Source organism: Candidatus Berkelbacteria bacterium (assembly GCA_016187225.1).
In the GTDB taxonomy this organism is placed as follows: Bacteria; Patescibacteriota; UBA1384; order JACPKC01; family JACPKC01; genus JACPKC01.
In genome coordinates this window covers 127125-143624 of sequence record JACPKC010000010.1, presented here as the reverse complement: position 1 = coordinate 143624, position 16500 = coordinate 127125, and the positions used below count along the sequence as shown (strand labels likewise).

The 16500-nt window shown below is 48.4% G+C and carries 16 protein-coding genes; 2 read left to right on the top strand and 14 right to left on the bottom strand.

Annotated elements, in window-relative coordinates:
• Positions 1–11: 11 nt before the first annotated feature.
• Complete coding sequence (secD, locus tag HYW32_03485) at positions 12–1286, top strand: protein translocase subunit SecD (GenBank protein ID MBI2590051.1); 1275 nt, start codon at positions 12–14, stop codon at positions 1284–1286.
• On the top strand, positions 1283–2203 hold the full coding sequence (secF, locus tag HYW32_03480; GenBank protein MBI2590050.1) for a protein translocase subunit SecF: 921 nt from the start codon (positions 1283–1285) through the stop codon (positions 2201–2203). The genes secD and secF overlap by 4 nt, the downstream gene beginning before the upstream one ends.
• Before the next feature lie 170 nt (positions 2204–2373).
• On the opposite strand, the gene HYW32_03475 is transcribed toward secF, so the two are convergent.
• From HYW32_03475 to HYW32_03410, 14 genes are all read right to left on the bottom strand, one after another.
• Positions 2374–4161 (bottom strand): type IV secretory system conjugative DNA transfer family protein, encoded by a 1788-nt coding sequence (locus HYW32_03475; protein MBI2590049.1) that lies wholly within the window; start codon positions 4159–4161, stop codon positions 2374–2376.
• 1018 nt (positions 4162–5179) lie between these two features.
• Positions 5180–7639: an ATP-binding protein gene (locus HYW32_03470; GenBank protein ID MBI2590048.1), complete on the bottom strand. Its 2460-nt coding sequence runs from the start codon at positions 7637–7639 to the stop codon at positions 5180–5182.
• A 4-nt stretch (positions 7640–7643) separates the two neighbouring features.
• The gene (locus HYW32_03465) at positions 7644–7961 is read right to left on the bottom strand and encodes a hypothetical protein (GenBank protein ID MBI2590047.1); all 318 of its coding nucleotides are present in this window, start codon (positions 7959–7961) and stop codon (positions 7644–7646) included.
• A 6-nt stretch (positions 7962–7967) separates the two neighbouring features.
• Entirely contained in the window at positions 7968–9056 is a 1089-nt protein-coding gene (gene tgt / locus HYW32_03460) for a tRNA guanosine(34) transglycosylase Tgt (protein MBI2590046.1), read from the bottom strand.
• A gap of 50 nt (positions 9057–9106) precedes the next feature.
• The gene (rplL, locus tag HYW32_03455; GenBank protein MBI2590045.1) at positions 9107–9505 is read right to left on the bottom strand and encodes a 50S ribosomal protein L7/L12; all 399 of its coding nucleotides are present in this window, start codon (positions 9503–9505) and stop codon (positions 9107–9109) included.
• A 22-nt stretch (positions 9506–9527) separates the two neighbouring features.
• Positions 9528–10055 carry a 50S ribosomal protein L10 gene (locus HYW32_03450; GenBank protein ID MBI2590044.1) on the bottom strand — a complete coding sequence of 176 codons (528 nt, stop codon included), beginning with the start codon at positions 10053–10055 and terminating at the stop codon, positions 9528–9530.
• A gap of 190 nt (positions 10056–10245) precedes the next feature.
• The gene (tmk, locus tag HYW32_03445) at positions 10246–10878 is read right to left on the bottom strand and encodes a dTMP kinase (GenBank protein ID MBI2590043.1); all 633 of its coding nucleotides are present in this window, start codon (positions 10876–10878) and stop codon (positions 10246–10248) included.
• 12 nt (positions 10879–10890) lie between these two features.
• The gene (locus tag HYW32_03440) at positions 10891–11787 is read right to left on the bottom strand and encodes a 50S ribosomal protein L1 (GenBank protein ID MBI2590042.1); all 897 of its coding nucleotides are present in this window, start codon (positions 11785–11787) and stop codon (positions 10891–10893) included.
• Between the two features lie 16 nt (positions 11788–11803).
• Positions 11804–12418 carry an aminoacyl-tRNA hydrolase gene (locus HYW32_03435; GenBank protein MBI2590041.1) on the bottom strand — a complete coding sequence of 205 codons (615 nt, stop codon included), beginning with the start codon at positions 12416–12418 and terminating at the stop codon, positions 11804–11806.
• 25 nt (positions 12419–12443) lie between these two features.
• Positions 12444–12746: a YbaB/EbfC family nucleoid-associated protein gene (locus tag HYW32_03430; GenBank protein ID MBI2590040.1), complete on the bottom strand. Its 303-nt coding sequence runs from the start codon at positions 12744–12746 to the stop codon at positions 12444–12446.
• A 33-nt stretch (positions 12747–12779) separates the two neighbouring features.
• Positions 12780–13763 (bottom strand): peptide chain release factor 2, encoded by a 984-nt coding sequence (prfB, locus tag HYW32_03425; protein MBI2590039.1) that lies wholly within the window; start codon positions 13761–13763, stop codon positions 12780–12782.
• Between the two features lie 91 nt (positions 13764–13854).
• Complete coding sequence (locus HYW32_03420) at positions 13855–14685, bottom strand: hypothetical protein (protein ID MBI2590038.1); 831 nt, start codon at positions 14683–14685, stop codon at positions 13855–13857.
• A gap of 162 nt (positions 14686–14847) precedes the next feature.
• Positions 14848–15624, bottom strand: coding sequence for a hypothetical protein (locus HYW32_03415; protein ID MBI2590037.1), 777 nt, complete (start codon positions 15622–15624; stop codon positions 14848–14850).
• Positions 15625–15629: 5 nt separating this feature from the next.
• On the bottom strand, positions 15630–16484 hold the full coding sequence (locus HYW32_03410) for a hypothetical protein (GenBank protein ID MBI2590036.1): 855 nt from the start codon (positions 16482–16484) through the stop codon (positions 15630–15632).
• Positions 16485–16500 lie beyond the last annotated feature (16 nt).

Sequence of the window (16500 nt, the reverse complement as noted above, 5' to 3'; positions counted from 1 at the left end):
ACGCTACCGGTATGCGTCGACGTTCCTGGTGGACACTTTTAGGAATCCTTGCCATCACAGCGCTGGCCGTGATGGCAATTTGGCCAACTGATATTTGGTTTATACGTGACATTCGAATTCATCCTGGCCTAGACCTTCAGGGTGGAACCCAATTGGTTTACGAACTGAAGACGGCCGACATTCCTGAATCAGATCGAAAAGAAGCAATCGAAGGTGTCCGCGAGGCGATTGTGCGCCGCGTCGACGCTTTTGGTGTGAACGAACCCGTAATTCAAGCTAGTCGCGTGAGCGGGCGGGACGTTGTCATTGTTGAATTGCCTGGCATTAAAGATGTTAATCAAGCTAAAGAATTGATCGGTAAAACTGCCAAGCTCGAATTCTATGAGTCGTCGGCTGAAGGAGAATCGGGAGCAATTGAAACTTTTTTTGGCTTCTTTAAACCCACATCTCTTACAGGCGCTGATTTAAAGCGCGCTCAAGTTACTTTTGACTCCGGCTCAAACTCAATTGGCGGCGCCCCGCTGGTACAAATTCAATTCAACGATGAGGGTAAAGAGAAGTTCAAGGCCCTGACGGAAGCTCATGTTGATGAACAGATCGCTGTCTTTTTGGATGGGGAAATTATTACCGCGCCAACAGTTCAAACTGCTATTACCGATGGCGTAGCGATTATCACCGGTGATTTCGAACTTGCAGGCGCTAAGGAGCTCGCGATTCAGCTTAATGCCGGCGCCCTGCCGGTATCAGTTGCCTTAGTTGAAGAACGGACGATTGGAGCAACTTTGGGCACGGAATCTGTCCAAAAAAGTCTCTTTGCCGGACTTGTCGGTTTGATATTAGTAGGTCTCTTCATGATCCTCAATTACCGCCTAATGGGCTTAATTGCGACTCTAGCGCTCCTACTTTATACTCTCTTCACGCTTGCTATCTTTGAGTGGCTCGGCATTACCTTGAGTTTAGCTGGCATCGCAGGTTTTATTCTTTCAATTGGGATGGCAGTGGACGCTAATATCTTGATTTTTGAACGTATACGCGAAGAGTTACGCGGCGAAAGCCCGATGAATCTTGCAATTAACGAAGGCTTTCGCCGCGCCTGGTCAAGTATTTTTGATTCAAATGTATCCTCGCTGATTACCGCAACAATTTTGTACTACACAGCAACTGGTTTGGTGCGTGGTTTTGCCGTAACGCTCGCGCTAGGTATTCTAGTTTCGATGTTTACGGCGATCACAGTTTCGCGGACATTTTTGCGTTTAATTTTGCGCGAACGAAGGGTTAAAGCATGACATTTTTGAAACACCGTAAATTTTGGTTATCTCTTTCGGCGATTGCCATCTTGGCAAGTATTCTGGCTCTTTCTACTTGGAGGCTTCACATCGGAATTGATTTTAAGGGTGGCCAACTCCTTGAAGCGCGCTTCAAGGAGTCTGTCGACATTGAAAAAGTGCGCGAAACCCTCTCCGCCCCCGAGAAGGAGGGAAAGATCCCGTTGACATCAGTCGCCGCAACTACCGCTAACACCTTCCTTTTGAGAAGCGTCGTAACCGAGAAAACCTCGATTGATAATCTACGCGGCTTTCTGTCGGATAAGATAGGGGAGTGGGAAGAGATCCGCTTCGAACAAGTTGGTCCGACAGTTGGCACCGATTTAACTCGCAAAGCGGTTTGGGGAGTGATTTTAGCCTCAATTGGGATTGTTTTATACATCGCCTGGGCATTTCGGCGTGTGCCACCGCCGACCAATTCCTGGCAATTCGGCTTAACTGCGATCCTGGCCCTTCTGCATGATCTAATCATCACCGCGGGCGCATTTGCATTTTTAGGCCACTTTTTAGGCTATGAGGTGGATTCATTGTTCATTACCGCGCTCTTAACGGTGATGGGTTTCTCGGTGCATGATACGATCATCGTTTACGATCGTATCCGCGAAAATCTCTTACGCGATCCAAGTCATCCTTTTGAGGAGATTGTGCACGCCTCGCTGATCCAAACAATTACACGGTCGTTGAATACCTCGCTTACGCTTGTGATTGTGCTTTTAGCGCTTCTTATTCTAGGCGGGAGTACGATTAAACCTTTTGTCAGTACCTTGCTGATTGGAGTAGGGGTCGGCACCTATAGCTCGATCTTCGTTGCGGCCCAACTATTGGTGGTCTGGCAGAGTCGCAACCCTTCCCCCAGGAGCGGGGGAGAGGGAGAATAGAATGCAGCGCGAGCGACTTCGAGAATGTATGTCGCACAATGTAAGTTGTACGACATTATCTCAATTTCTACCAAACTTGAGCTGGCCGCGTCAAAAATCAAATTTATATCATCTAGATCATCACTCGCCGGTAGACGGTGAGCTGATCCAAATTAATCAAAACAAATAAATTAACGCGTTAATTTATCGCCCTCCTCCCCCTTTTCCCCCGAAAGGGGGTTGGGGGAGAGATTAATCTCCTCACCCGAGGTTAAAAAGCCCGATTCGGCCATTTGACGTAGATGATCGATGTCTTCATCGCGAATAAGAGATTTTTGCGGCTTTTTAGAATGAGTTTGATCTTTGAAATTTGTTTTTTTTGACGGTTTTCTTGAAGATTCTTTAACTTTATCCGGTACTCGAGTTGAAATTTGTTTTTTAGCCTCTATCTTCCGAACAAACACAAAATCACCGTATTTTTTAACCACCCCGCCACTCCCCTGTCCTGATTGTATTTTTACATCATCGTTGAGTAAAAAATTTTTCTCATCCCGGGCATTCGGTTTTTGATCTTCTGGCCTCTGATCTGCCCATTCAAGAATTTTACCTTCAACCACATCTCGCGATTTAGCAAAGCGTTCTCGCGAGACCCGAACGATTTTTTCCAGATTCCCCTGCTCTAACAAATCGCCGGGCGGCAAGGTTTTTGCTGAAAAAGCTGGCCGCGTCACTCCGTCAATCGCCATTTTAACGTAGACATGAAAGTTATCGAGATTAATAAGATCAATTGCCTCAAAAACCGGCTCAAACTCTTTCACGAGCGCGCCTGCGTCGCTTGGACCAACTCTAAAGCTAACAATTGTACCAACGTTGCCAAACACCGCCTTGGCAACGATTTCCGACATTTGGGCAATGTACTGGTTCGTCAAGACCAGATTCAGATGATATTTTCTCGCCTCTGAAAGAATGATGGCAAACGATTCGGTGGCAAAGTTTTGAAATTCGTCGACGTAAAGATAGAAGTCGAGCCGCTCTTCTTCCGGCACATCGGCACGTCCCATCGCGGCGAGTTGAATTTTGGTAATCAAGAGTGCGCCCAAAAGCGCGGCGCTATCCTCTCCAATTTTTCCGATTGATAGATCCATAAGAAAGATTTTTTGATTATCCATAATTTTACGAATATCAATTGTGCTATTAGGCTGGCCAAGAATATTCCGGATCGTTGCCGTTGAAAGAAATTGACCGATTTTATTTTGAATGGACGCAATTGCTTCACGCCGAAATTTGGGATCATATTTATCGTATTCATTTTCAAAAAAATCACGGACAACCGGATCGGTGACCTTGCGTAAAATTCTGTGTTCGTAGGCTGGATCGACGAGCATGCGATTCACGCCCAAAAGTGTGGTGTCGGGGTAATGCAAAAGCGCAATCAAGGCGTTGCGTAAAATGTATTCAAGACGCGGACCCCAAGATTCCGCAAAGAGTTTTTTGAAAATACTGATCACCCCAGAAGCCACCACATTGCGAAGATCGGGATTGATATTTTCAAGCACATTGAATCCAATTGGATATTCGCGATCCGCTGGATTGAAATAAATCACATCGTTAATCCGATGCGGCGGAATACGCTGAAGAATATGATAGATTAGCTGACCGTGTGGATCGACAACACCGACTCCCCTGCCCTTTTGAATATCATCGAGAATCATATTCATGAGCAAAGTCGATTTGCCAGTGCCAGTTTTACCGATTGTGTACATATGCAGACGCCGATCATGTGATTTAATGCCAAATTTATGACGAAAATTTCGAAAATCAGTTGTTCCAAAATAAGTGACCTCATTAGTCAGATCGCGCCCTTCAAGCGGCAGATTTGAGGGTGGTTCGCCTTTCTTACTGCCAGCCCAGACAATATTAGGCGTTTCCACAGCAACCGATGGCAAATGGTAAATTGAAGCCAGCTCTTCGGTATTCATTACCATTCCTTCATCAGAAAAATCACGAGCAATATAAGTCTTGAGGAAATTTTTGACGTCAGTTGCTTCAACGCCTCGAAAACCATTCAGATTTGTCATATTGAATTGCTTAAAGGCGCCAGTCAGCGCTTCGATTCGACTTTTTGAGGTATAGAAATCGCCTGCCACACCGATAAAACGAACTTTGGTCGCATAACCTAATTTAGTCACCTTGGTCTCAATCCCCTTCAAAGCAACTTCTTCGGGTGCAGAAAGTTGGGGCTTGCTGGCAGTCTCCCCTCCTCCCTCATCACCTGTTGGCGTTGCCGAGGCTGGCTGTAAGGCTGTTCGAAGAAAATCTGCAAAAAAAGTGCCAATTATGCTTATCAACCGCGAGGCGCCGCCTCGGGTCGCTGGTTTTAAGCCAGCCCGCTTGGCCGCAACGTACTCAATCCCCTTTTCCTGCCAACTTTCCGCCACCGGCCGAACGATTATCTGAATCCAAAGTTGCTCATCGGGACCAAGATTACCGAGCACCGCCGTAATCCCCGAAAGTGGATCAACGGTGAAATTTGGAAAAGTTTGAATTGGATAAACATCGTCTTTTGTAAGCACGAGTTCTGATCCAATCATCGCGCTTGAAGCGTTGGCCAGCGCGGTATAATCATCGACTTCGTGAATTTCAACGGTCGGATATTGAGCATAGATTTGTCCTTCAACGAATTCTTTAAGGTGCTGGGGCACGTGAACATAGAAGTGAATAAACTTTTCAAAAGCCGCAAGTTCGAAACTCACCTGATCTTGAAATTGAACATTGTCACGGTAAATGCCGTGGATTGCGGCAAAAAACTGTTCTGCCGAGAGTGGAGTTTTCTCATTATTTTTTGGCACTAAAATTTTGAGCACTCTATAGCGTTGCAACGTCTTCCATTCAAGATAATCTTCGGCACGGCGACGTTTTTTCCATTCAACATAGAAACGTCTCCCTTGCCAGAAAGCGACGAGCCCTAAAATGAGAATAGAAATGGTTTGCAACATTTTAGCCTTCTCGTGCGGGTGGAAAATCTGGAATGTGGCGTTTATTCGCCGGAATAACTCGACGGCGATTGGTAATTTCCCGTTCAACCTGCTCGTGATCTTTGCCGTACTTCAAGCGTGAAAGTTGCTTGATCGCGGCGCCAAGTTCAGCGTGTCGAGGCGAAGCGGTTTTAATTGTTCGCAACGAAAATGGTTTAGTTGGCGTGCCATCGATCAAGAGCTTGATATAGGCGTTGGCAAAAGTTAGATTCACGAGATCGTGCTCGGTAATATTGGGGAATTCTTTAGCCATGAATTCAGCGTCGGCCGCACCGATCCGAAATGAGAGTAAAGTGCCAGCATTGCCGATGACGGCATCTCGAATCTCTTCCGGGAGCTGGGCAATATATTGATTGGTAATGTTAAGATTTAAGCGATATTTACGCGCTTCAGAAAGAATAGTTTTAAAGGTATCAGTTGTGAAATTTTGGAACTCGTCAACGTAAAGATAAAAGTCGCGGCGCTCTTCTTCAGGAATATCGGCGCGCTGAAAGGCCGCGACCTGAATTTTACTAACCAAAATCATGCCAAGTAAAAATGAATTTGCTTCCCCGATTTTGCCTTTGGAAAGATTGACGAGCAGAATCTTGCCCTGATCCATCACTTCTCTAAAATCAAAACTGGATTTGCTCTGGCCGATAATGTTACGCACCAAATCATTCGTCATAAAACGGCCGAACTTTGAGATGAAGTAGTTGTACATTTCCGATTTGTGAAAATCTGCGGTTTTGGCCATTTGTTGTTCCCAAAAAGCTCGCACGACTGGGTCGGTTACATACTGCAATGTGTCTTCGCGGAACGCGTCGTCAGTAATCAATAAGGGGATGTCAATCAGCGTTCCACCGCCTGGACGCGCCATAACTGTGAGCGAGGCATTTCGCCCCCAGTGTTCGAATTGAGGCCCAACCATGCCCGTCCGATTCGGATCGAAAAGTTTGTAGAAAATCTCCAACCATTCCGAAACAAGAAAATCTCGATCTTCAGCGCGCTTCCATTCAAGCATATTTAAACCCATCGGCCTCTCTGTGTCCGATGGGTCAAACAGAATGACGTCTTCAGCTCGTTCTTTTGGAATCAACTCCAAAATTTCATTAACGGCATCGCCATTTGGATCGATATAACAAACGCCCCGACCGGCTAAAATATCCTGTTCGATTTCATGCGTAAAAAAAGTGGTCTTCCCGACCCCGGTTTTACCGATGGCATACAAGTGGCGTCGACGGTCGTCGGTTTTTATACGAATGTGTTTTTCTTGCCCACGATAGACACTTTTCCCGAGGATAACGGTTTCAGCATCTTCTTTTGGGAAATTGGCCGGCGGAGGTAAAACACGCGCCATTAGCCACTCAATGTTGGGCGTTTCAATGTATTGGTTTGGCAAATGATAAATTGAGGCCAGCTCTTCAGTTGAAAGCAAGCTTTTAGGGAAAGAACGAAATCGACGCAGAATATAGTCAGCCAAAAATAGCTTCACATTTGAAACTTTTATTCGACGCAAGAAGTTAAGCTCCGGCGCTGTGTATTGGCTAAAAGCCGAGGCAATGTCTTTTAATACCAATTGACTCTCTTCTTGGGAGTTCGGGCTGGCAACAATCAGCCGAATTTGAGTGTGAAAGCCAACTCGACTCCCCTTTTCTTGAATCCGCTTCATCATCTCTTCCTGAATTGGGGTAAGACGCCGAGTTGCTTCTTCAGTTTTATTTTCATTCTGCGAACGCAGGGCGGACAAGATACTAAGAATAAGGCCGGAAAACCAATGATTATGCGTTGTCCCCTTGCCTTCGGCAACTGCTTGAGCGGCGGCTGTAACACGCTCTCGCCAACGACCTGAAGTTGGTCGAATTAAGACTTGAAGCCCTGCTCGCACATCGATCGGGAGCTTGCTAAAAGAATTGGTAAGAGCATTGAGCGGATCGCTCTCGAGCTCTTTGTAAGTTCGAATTGGGTAACTATAATTTTTTTTGGTGGCAAAATAAGCGCCGGCACAGTGAAGCGGCGCTTCAAAAAGACGAAAATCCTGACTCGGTTCGATCTCCGCATCGGGATAATAACTTGTCAGTTGGCGTTCGATTAGAGATTGAAGTCGTTGCGGCGCAATCAAAAAAAATGTGATGCGCTGATCTTTTGCAACGAGTTCAAGACTAATCGTCTCCTGACCGTAGAGAAAGTGCTCAAGCGAAGCTTCGTAGAGCGATGAAAATGCCGTTAAAAACTGTTCGGCGACTGACATTGCTTCACGAAAATCTTTGGGGCCCGTTTCGCCTTCTTCTTGTTTGCCAATTCCTTTCGGCACAAGCACCTTAAGAACGACTAAATTTTGCGCGGATTCAAGCGCATAAGTTTCGAGGCGTCGAGTCCGCACCGCCACCGCCCCAAGTACAATTAGCGCGCTAAAGATAATAATTAGAACTAGAGTTAGCACTCTGTTATTGTATCAAATTGATACCAACTCTGCTTTCTAAAGACGAACCATTGAGAGCGCCGTTGGGCAACGATGTAATCACCGGTATTGGCGATTTTTCTGCTCCCCCAAGATCAGAATTTGACGATGTTTTCTCTTCAGGTGAAGATTGATCATTGTCAAATGGCTCTACCGGTGAGATCGTATCTCCGGGTGATGTTGTCTGCCATTCATCGAGAGCCTGATATTGCTCTAGTTGTTGTCCAGCTCTCGGTTCTACACCGCCCTGATTTTCCTGATTTGGAGAATGTTCTGGTTTGTGTAATTCAACAGGTGGAATCATAAGAATTTAGTTTACGCTTAAGATTGAATGTAAGTCAACGCCGGTCAGAATTGATTCTCGCAAGGCTTGCATAAGGGTTTTTAAGAATGAAAGATTATGGAGCGAAAGCAAGGCGCCAAGGAGTGGATCATTTTCTCTGGCCAGATGATGAAGGTAGGCGCGCGAGTAAGGACTCTGACAGGTTAGGCAAAGACAATACTCGTCAAGCGGAGCTGAATCCTGGCTCCAGCGCGACTGATTTAAGTCTATGCGCTGATATTGCCAAGAATCGCTTTTCTGCCGAATCCACGCGGTCGCATGTCGCGCAATTCGAGTAGCCATCACGCAATCAAAAGTATCAACACCGCATGCAACGCCGCGAATCAGATCTCTCGGCTCTCCGACTCCAAGTAAATGTCGCGGTTTATTTGCCGGCAGGATGTCGGTGGTAGCCATGACAACACTCCACATTTGAGGCTTCTCCTTCTCCAGGTTAGCTATACATTCTCCGAACGTGTACATATTGCCGCCGATCGCAAAGCCAGAGAAAGGCAACGTTCGTAAAAATTTTGCCGATCGCTCCCGTTCACGAAGGTAGATACTCCCTTGCACCATGCCATAAAGATGCATCGTCTTTTTATGCCAGGTTTTTATTGAACGTTCTGCCCAAATATTCGTTTGGTCAACGGCCGCGGCAACCTCTCTTTCAGGCGCTGGAAAACCTGTGCAAACATCCAGGCAAGTGGCGATGTCGACGCCCAGTTGTTCTTGAATCAAAATGACCCGTTCGGGAGTCAACGCATGCAAAGAACCGTCGAGGTGAGAGCGAAATTCAATCCCATCTCTCCGCAAACGGACAAGTTTTGACAAAGCAAAAGCTTGAAACCCGCCCGAATCGGTGAAGATTGCTCCTTTCCAGCCCATAAAAGCATGGAGGCCGCCCAATCTTTCAATCAATTCAATGCCGGGGCGTAAGTAAAGATGATAAGCGTTTGCCAGAATAAGCTCAAAATTCTGATCTGCCACCAAACGCTGATCAACGCCCCGAATTGAACCATGCGTTGCGCACGGCAAAAAAGCTGGCGTTTTAACGACACCGTGAGGCGTGGTTAGCAAACCAGCTCTTGCTCGACCAGATGTTTTTTCAATGACAAACGGTCTAGTTGTTATTTGAGTTCTACCTTTGCGCCGGCTTCCTCAAGCTTTTTCTTGGCGGTTTCAGCTTCTTCTTTAGACAAGTCTTTTTTGACCTCTTTTGGCGCACTGTCAACGAGATCTTTCGCTTCTTTTAATCCCAAGTCGGATCGAATCTCGCGAATCGCCTTGATGACGGCAATTTTTTGTGTGCCGGCATCGGCAAGATGCAAGGTAAAAACAGATTTTTCCTCGGCAGGAGTTTCTGCGCCCGCGACTGCGCCAGGAGCGGCAGTCATCGCAACTGGAGCGGCGGCCGAGACGCCGAGACGCTCTTCGAGCTCCTTAACTAATTCGGCTAGATCTAGAACTGAAAGTTCTTCAATCTGCTTGATAAGTTCACCAAATTTGCTTGTTTTTTCTTCAGCCATTGTGGCTCCTTTCTGTAATACTCTACTTATTGGTTGATAATTTTGTCTGATATTGATGCAAAACATTTACCAGGCCGCGGAGATTGCCGCTCAAAACATTCATCAGACCCGCAAGAGGCGCGGCCAACGAGCCAGCAACTTTGGCATAAAGCTGATCGCGACTTGGCAAAGCGGCTAGACTTTTCACGTTCGTAGTATCAATAAACTTTCCATCAACGATAGCGCCTAGAATTCCGAAAGCTTCGTGAGTCTTTGCGAAGGTAACAACTACTCGATTTGGCTCGACCTCGTCATCTGCGCTGACAGCGATTCCAAGTTGAATATCAAAAATTTCAGATGGGATAGTTAAATTCGCTTGCTCCATCGCCTTGCGCAAAAGAGTATTTTTTGTAACTAGATAACGACTCTTGACTGCTCGGAGAGCACGACGCAATTCGTCCAGGTCGCGAACTGTCAAGCCGCTGTAGCGAGTAAAAACGATCGCTTTTTCTTGCAACATTGCCGTCAAGAGCGCAAGCTGTTCCTCTTTTCTAACTCGTGTTATCGCCATATGCGACTCCTTGTTGAGAAAGCTTGAAAACAAAAAACTCGTCCAAAGACGAGACCACATCGAAGATGCTAAGAGATTGTTTCCCTTGACAGGGTAAAATGTTTAATTCGCCGACCGGCGAACCCTGTGGTCTCTGGGATTAATTTTTAGAAAAGAATTATCGAGAAACATGATTACTCTATCAGTCGATTTATGAAGTGTCAACAGGGTGGCGCTCGAGATGCTTGCGAGTGATCTCAAGGATTTCATCGATGATCGCGACATCGTCCCGCTCACCGTTGATCGAATAAATGCTGTCCATCATGTCAGCATGACGATTATATTCTTTTTCAACCTGGAGAAGTTTCTTTTCTTCGATGCGCAAGTCGAGCTCAAAGCGAGCTTCCTTTCTTCTACGAGCGCAGAGCTTGGCGTTAACTTGAATGTAAAAAGTCAGATGTGGTTCGATAAAACGAGCGTTTAAATTGCGAAGCCACTCTGGATCGTTAACAAGGACAACATTATAAGCAAGCGCCGAAAGAATATAACGATCGCAAATTACAACTCTCCCCGCAACGAGCGCGGGCAGAATTTTTTTTGCCAAATGTTCGGCACGATCGGCCGTAAAAAGTAACTGAAGAGTTTCAGGTGCAATTTCCCACTCACCGGCCAAACGAGATCGAATCAAACCACCGATCATGCTGTTAGTCGGCTCATGACTCAACACCACACGGTAACCGTCACGCTCGAGAATGCGAGCTAAGGCCGCGGCGTGATGGGCCGACCCAGAACCATCTAACCCTTCAAAGGCAATAAAGAATCCTGGGCGATCTGATTTTTTCATCTAAATAATGTTTTAGAGGCTTGCCAGATTCACTCGAATGCCTGGTCCCATCGTAGCCGATACCGTGACCGAGAGCAACTGATAAGCCGCAAGGGTGCCAAGCAACGCTTTAGCGTTTTCCAGAAGTTGAGACGCTTCCCAGGAAGTCTTGCCGATCACTTGGTGAACAATCTGGTGCGGATCCGCTCGGTACTCGATTCGGCCCGCCTGGATTGATTTAAACACCTCTTCGGGCTTGTCGCTAACCGTGCCGGCTTTCGGACTAGGCATTTTACCGATCGGCCCAAGGATTTTTGCAATTTTGGCAACTTTAGGCATAAGTGCCTTGGGAGCAATCAGAACATCAAATTCGGTTTTCTTTGCGCGTCCAATTTGATCAACCAGCTCTTCGGTTAGAATAACTGCTCGAGTCTTCTTGCCTGTGCCGTGCGGCAAGGTTAATAGACCGCGGATTGAATCGCTCTCCCCTTTTGTTTTTTTCAGCTGGAGACGAACATGAAGCTCAATCGAACCATCAAATTTTGTATACGCAGTCTCTTTGGCAAGTTCGAGCGCTTTTTCGAGTGAATATATTTTTTTAGAATCAAATTTTGTAAGAGCGGCGGCGTATTTTTTGCTTCGCTGGCGAAAGGATGGTGAAGGTTTATTACCGGTCTCTTTTATGACCGGCAAGTCGCCCGAGGCCTCTTTGGCGACCACTGTATCAGTATGAACCGCAGAGAGTTCGGCTGGGCGTGCCTGCTGAGTATCGGTTTCACGTTCATCAGCCGCTAGATCGAGTTGGGTTTCGTCGACAAGCTGGCCGCCGACATTCAATGAATCTGATTCCGTCGAGGCTTCAGACTCAACTTCGGCGATTCTTTCCTGCTCAAGCGGCGACTCGGCTTCTTCCTTTTTCTTGCGAGGCATAAAACTCCTCTGTGGTTCAAACGCTCGGGTTGCGAGCTTCCACAACTTTTAACGTTGTTTCTTCTAATTCAGATTCGATCAGTGATTTTATCAAAAACTTAACCGTTGAGTCAATTGCTTCGTGGATCGTCATTTTTTCTACGGTCGTAAATTGACTCAAAACAAATTGTGTCATGTCTGTCTGTACCAGGCTTTGGTCGAGAGGCGCAATGCCAATACGCGCGCGCCAAAAATTTTCAGTGCCAAGGTGATGAATGAGCGATCCAACACCATTGTGACCTGCAGTTTGCCCGCCAAAACGAATCCGGATACTACCCAGGGAAACAGCAAGCTCATCATAAACAGCCAAAATTTGTTCAGGCGCCAAACGATAAAAGGCTCGAATCCGCTCAACGCTTCGACCGGAGTTATTCATGAAAGTAGTCGGTTTGATGAGTAAGACTTTTTCTTTTTTAAAATGCGCCTCTGCGATAAAAGCCTCAAATTTTTCGCTTTCGGCCCACTCTGATACTTGCCAATCTGGCTCTAAAACCAACTGCTTACGCAAAACATCGAGCGCCAGCCAACCGATGTTATGCCTTGTGCGTTCGTAGAATATATCCGGATTTCCTAATCCAACGATTATTTTCATAAAATTATTGGGAACACATCTAGCACTACATCCCCGGGATATTCATGCCGAGATCGCGCATCACGCCCCGCGTTTTATCGGCCGCCACTTGCTGGGTTTCCTGCATACCTTGAGTAAAAGTGTCCTTGAGTAAGCGCTCGAGCTCGGCTTTACGCTCTGGCGCAAGCAATGACTCGTCAAGAGTAATCGATTTCAGCTTGAGATCTCCGGTAAAAACGAGCAATACCTTACCCTCTCCCCCACTCGCCTCAATCTCGGTTTTTTTTAACTCTTGCTGGGCCTTCCGCGCCTTAAGGAGCGCTTTCGCTTGGTCAAACATGCCTGGCATTGATGTTCCTTTCTTCTATTCGTCTTTTGTTGGTTATTTTACCTGTTGTTCGAGATACGCTTCTATAAATGGATCGAGATTACCATCGAGCACGGCATCAACATTAGACTCTTCATGACCCGTTCGAACATCCTTCACCAGCCGGTACGGCTGGAGGACGTATGAACGAATTTGACTCCCCCACTCTACCTTCCGATGCTCACCTTTCAGTTCAGAGATCTTGTCGAGATGTGCCTGTTCGGCAAGTACCTGTAGCTTTGCAATCAGCACCTTCATTGCCAACTCTCGATTCTGTGCCTGTGATCGTTCGTTCTGTGATGTTACAACAATTCCGGTCGGAATATGTGTAAGGCGAACCGCCGTTTCTACTTTATTCACATTCTGACCACCATGGCCACCGGCTCGGAAGAGATCGATCCGTAGATCTTTTTCGTCGATCTCTATATCCCCTACCTCGCGTAGTTCCGGTACAACTTCTACGAGCGAGAATGATGTATGGCGGGCTTTATCGGAATCAAACGGAGAGATCCTGACAAGACGGTGAACCCCAGCTTCAGCCTTGAGGTATCCATAGGCGTATGGCCCCTCAATCTTGAGCGTTGCGGATTTGAGTCCGGCTTCTTCGCCGCGGGATTCATCAAGCAGGGTCACTGAAAATCCCTTGTGCTCCGCCCAGCGCTCTACCATTCGCTTGAGCATACTCGTCCAATCCTGCGCTTCAGTGCCACCAGCACCGGCATGAAGCGAGACGATTGCGTTGCTGGCATCGTACTGGCCGGCCAACACTGCTTTGAGTTCTAACGTTCGTAAACTCTCTGGAGTCTCTGCGCGCTCCCACTCCTCGATGAGTGATTTGGCACTCGCCAGCTCTTTTGAACGAGTTTCAGCGCGGATTCGGTCAGCCCAAAACTCCGGCAGTGCCATTTCGGCTTCGATGGTCCGGATCAACGTTTCTTTCTCTCCGAGTTTGAGAAGATCGTAGAGTTTGAGTTTACCCTCATCGAATTGCTCTTCCATGGTTCGGTAGTGTACCAGATGGCTCCCCCTCCTTCAACGCAAAACGACGCGTTTCCGCGTCGTTTTGGCCCCTTAAAACATACCGTTAGCATTAGCCAACGATGAGATCTGCGACCATCTGCTTGCGACGAGCGAATGCTGCGCCACCGGCTGAGATCACTGCGCTACCAAGCGCGAGAGCAACCGTATTTGCACCCGTCTTCAGGAGCTCTTTCGGAAGCTCGGTTTTGGTTGTAACCGGCGGGACTTGAGTGGTTGTGGTTGGAACACCAGCCACTGAAGTTGCTTGTGCCACTGATTGGGCTTGTTCAATCTTGGTCTCATTCTTTTTCGTTTGAGTCTGTTCGGTTGTGTTCGACTGTGTCGTAGTTGCCGTTTGGCTACCTGCCGCCGCACACGCACCAGAGGCATCACCTGATGAGGTATTGACAACGGTTGTGCCGCAATTCACGTTCTGGCTTTGGCTAATCGAACTGTTGTTATTTTCGGTCCGATTTTGGCTGTTTCCAGAAGCAAAGTTGCTTTGCGTTGTTTCTGACGCTTGACCGCCACTGGCGCTCGCCGAGCCGCTCACATTCCCACTGCCGGTGTTAACAACCGTTGTGGTGGCGTTTACGTTCTGGCTTTGACTGGTGCTAACATTGTTATTTTGCACCAAACCTGTAGTCGCAGTGCCCGAACTTTGCGAAGTCGAAGTTGATTGCCTCTCGTTCGATTGATTCGTTGACGAATCCTGGGCGCTCGCCGAACTACTTGAACCAGCCGCGGAGCCACTGCCAGTATTAACAACCGTTGTAACGGCGTTAGTGTTCTGGCTCTGACTCGTAGAGCTGTTGTTATTTTGCACGGTCGCCGCGAATACACTTGAGGATCCAGCTGTCACCATCAAGGCAAACGCAACGATTGCGATAGATTTTTGCATAGTTTATTCACCACCTTTCCGATATTTGCACTCTCGCCCGCTTCGACCAGCGCACGCCCTCAATTGATACTTTCCTCCAGTCAACATGATTTGACTAGAGGAAATATCCCCCGAGCCGAAGCTCGGGGTAAGACTCTGTCAGACAGCAACTCCTCCTTGTTGCTATCTGATCAAATTGTTCTGCTGGGTGGGCGCGGTTTGCGTACCCGCGCCACTCCCAGTCACCGTCACGCTCCCAGGCCCGGTGTTCACACCGATCGGCACGGTGTTCACGTTACTCGCCTGGGAGGTGGCGGAGTTGTTGTTTTGGATCGGCCCGGTTTCGGCGTTTGCCGAAGACAAAGCCGAAATATTAAAGTCTGGGAAGGCCAGGGGTTGAGCCTGGGTTTGCACCTGGCTGATGCTCACCTTGGCATCCCCGACAATAGTCGGCGCTTGAACCGGGTTGCGAGTTAAGAACTCGCTGGCGGTCGCCGCGCCACTCTTCTCACCCCGCCACTCGTGAGTCACCACGAGACCCGAAGTGATCGGTATGAAGGGGATGAGGGGCGGCGGCTTCGGCGGCGATGGTGGTGGAATGCGCACTGGCGGCGGCGGTGGGATGCGATCGGTCAGGTTTCCGCACCCACGCCAAACCCCTCGGCCGTCGGTATAACCCACGACGTACTCGTGGGTACCGTCTGTGCCCATCCAGGCGCCCCTGGGCAAGACACCCCGGACAAACTCGCCGGAAGCGCCGTAGTTACCCACGTAGGTATTGACGGGCAACTGGTAGACCCGCCAGCCCTTCTCCTGGGCGATCCGGAGCGCCGTCACTTCGTTGCCCGCGTTCCGGATCGCCGGCGACTGCGGGTTCTTGCCGGGTACCAAATACCCACGCGCACTGGTGGGCAGACCCGCCAGAAAAAAAACTGCTAACAAGATGAAAAAAATTTTCATCTTTTCTACCTCCCTTTCAATGTGATCTGGGTTTGCGACCCAGGCGCGACGGCGTAGAAACCGTCTTGAATCGGCGGCGGAGTCGCCACTCCGGGCCGGTCCAGACCGATGCGGACCGCACCCGGTTTGACCCGAATGCGATAGACACCCGGCTGAACCTTCTCCGAGAAAGCGATTGCCGCCCGGTCCTGCGGATTCACCCCTACGGTGTCGATAACCGTCAGACCGGTCTCGGTCTCAACGATTACCGTCACCGTCTCGGTCCGCTCAGGGTGGAGTTGGCGCGGCGTTTCAGCCATTCGGCGCCCAATCCGCTGGTTTTGCAGTTCATCGTACTGCAGATACCAGTCGTAGATCGTCAGCGCCAAAACACTGAAGGAACACGACACGCGCTCCTCCTCATCGTCCGGAAGGTAGAAGACCACTTCGAAGTGGTCGGGCGAACCCCGCGCGTTACCGACCGAATCTGGCAACTGAAGGTCGAAATACTTCATCGCCTTCAGTCGCTTGCCTTCGATCTTATCGACAACGTGGTTCCCCTCCCGCAGTTCGACCTTTTCAATCTCATACCCCGAAGTCGGAGTCCAGACGCGGACGGTCGTTGGCCAAAGCATCCCACCATCTTCCTTAATGAGTCGGTACGTGTAGCCCGACTCGCTTGGCGGGATTATCACCATGTCGGTTTCGATCCGAAATTCATCGGCGCGCTGACGATACTTGTCAGGCACCTGAATTACGAATGAAACCGTCGGCGAATGAGTCTCCGCCCGATGGTGCTGGTCACGAAACTGTTCGGCTAACCACATCCCGAAAGTCAGGATTGGCCCGAGAAAACCCAGTGCGAACACTGGTATCGTCATCACACTCACCACCAGC